This window comes from Streptococcus oralis (assembly GCF_001578945.1).
In the GTDB taxonomy this organism is placed as follows: domain Bacteria; phylum Bacillota; class Bacilli; order Lactobacillales; family Streptococcaceae; genus Streptococcus; species Streptococcus oralis_Q.
Genome location: NZ_KQ969559.1, coordinates 5241 through 7069, shown reverse-complemented (window position 1 = coordinate 7069; position 1829 = coordinate 5241). Strand labels below are relative to the sequence as shown.

The window sequence follows — 1829 nt, the reverse complement described above, 5'->3', positions numbered from 1 at the left end:
CGATTGACACAGGTATTGATTTGGCCACAGGAAATAAGATTACTGGTCAAACAGTTGCCATGAACTTTGCCTTTAACACCTTTACCAACGGAGCAGGTAGTGTGTCTCCTAAGAAGGCTCCTAAGGCTGATGTGGTGACGACGAAGCCGACAGGTGGACGTCTACCAATGACAGTAGAGAATCTCCAAATGTTTGCAAAACGCAGTGATGAAGTAATAAGTGGAGCAGAAAAAACAAGAAGTAATTTTATGGATGATTTGAAGTTAGGTGAGTATAGACCTGACAGAAAATTACCTAGAGATAAAAATGGAGTTCCAGTACCTGATGTAGATAGACCACATACACAAATTGCTACTAAAAAAGGTCGACGTGAGACATATACTCAAGCTAGAGAATGGATATATGATTCTGATTATAATTTAGTGGTAAAGAGAGATATTGATTTTACTGACCATGGTCGTCCTCATAACCATCATAATCCTCATCAACATAATTATGTAGAAAATGTTACTGGAGGTACTCGTCAAAGACTAGGAGAAAGTGAGCTGAAAATGCCATGAAAATAAGCGGGAATATGTCAAAATATAATAAGAAAATTTCTTTTTTTGAGATTCTTTCCAATATCCCATCTAATAATAATAATTGGTATATTTTTGAATTTGATGCTATAGGAAAAGCACCGAACAATCTGACTATGTCAGAATTTGAAGATCTAGTCTTAAATTCAAAATATGGCTATCAAATGAGTTGGGACGAGCTTTTAAAATTTTCAAAGGAAATAGAGGATATAAATAACTTAATATTAGTTTCCTCTACAACTCCTGTTGAATTTGATGCAATAGAGACAGGTGCAGCAAATTTATCAATAAAATTAGAAATATATGATAGCACGTTTTGGGAGCTTGAATTCTATTAAATTTAGTTGTAGTAATTAGAGAATCTCCAAATTTTTGAGGAGAAGCCTAAGGATAAGCCAGATTTTTATGTAAATATATAAGGCGTCAGATATTGTTGAGAAACCATCTACCTTATACCATTATATATCCGAGAAAGGGTTGGCTGGTATATTAGATACAGGAACTTTAAAACCATCGTTAAAAGCGAATAATCCTAAAGATGCTCGCTATGGTAATGGTCAGTATTTCTCAGACATAGCTCCAGGAACGCGAAGTAATGCTTCTCTTTCTAAGCAATTTATAAACAATCCTTGGCAAGGAAGTAAGTACTCTAATTATATAGGTGTTGATACTAGCAATTTGACAGTAGTAAAAGGTAGAGATGGGGTATATGTGCTCCCTAATGAAAATCCTTTAGACTTGACTGATCGAATTATTAGTCATGGAAAAAACTAGGAGAGATTTATATGTTGTATTATAAAACAATTTGGAATCATACGAATGACTGTGATCCGATCATAATGTATTCTGAAATAGACGAGGAACGCTATGAAACGAAACGATTAGAGATATACCATGATGGAGATGTAGCTTACTTTGATACTCGGACACCTATGGAGTTGAGTGAAGACCCATATCCAACTGATTTTGATGCAATAAATGCAACAGATGAGTTTGACGTGTCTGAAATTTCATCTATAGATTTTGAAAATATATTGAAAATGTACGACACTGATGCGTTAATAGAGGATTACTTTTCAAAGCTATAAATAGTGTAGCTCTTCTTTGACTGAAAAATTTTGATATAGAATTTTCTAAAAGTGATAAAATTAAATACTTTCTAATAATATTAGATGTAAAGTTGATTTCGTGAAAAATGCCGACTGGAAGAAGGTTGCCGTAACTGCGGGAGCTATCGGTGTCGGTATTGCG

Annotated in this window: 4 protein-coding genes; all 4 read left to right on the top strand. The window is 34.4% G+C overall.

Translation table 11 applies throughout. The features are described from left to right. A partial coding sequence (locus SORDD16_RS11355) for a hypothetical protein (protein ID WP_241734062.1) occupies positions 1-560 on the top strand: 560 nt, incomplete at its 5' end. A gap of 14 nt (positions 561-574) precedes the next feature. Further along, positions 575-916, top strand: coding sequence for a hypothetical protein (locus tag SORDD16_RS09620; RefSeq protein WP_128973510.1), 342 nt, complete (start codon positions 575-577; stop codon positions 914-916). Between the two features lie 73 nt (positions 917-989). Continuing rightward, positions 990-1352 carry an HYD1 signature containing ADP-ribosyltransferase family protein gene (locus tag SORDD16_RS09615; RefSeq protein ID WP_347230212.1) on the top strand — a complete coding sequence of 121 codons (363 nt, stop codon included), beginning with the start codon at positions 990-992 and terminating at the stop codon, positions 1350-1352. A gap of 11 nt (positions 1353-1363) precedes the next feature. Then, positions 1364-1666 carry a DUF6881 domain-containing protein gene (locus tag SORDD16_RS09610; protein WP_061453272.1) on the top strand — a complete coding sequence of 101 codons (303 nt, stop codon included), beginning with the start codon at positions 1364-1366 and terminating at the stop codon, positions 1664-1666. Positions 1667-1829 lie beyond the last annotated feature (163 nt).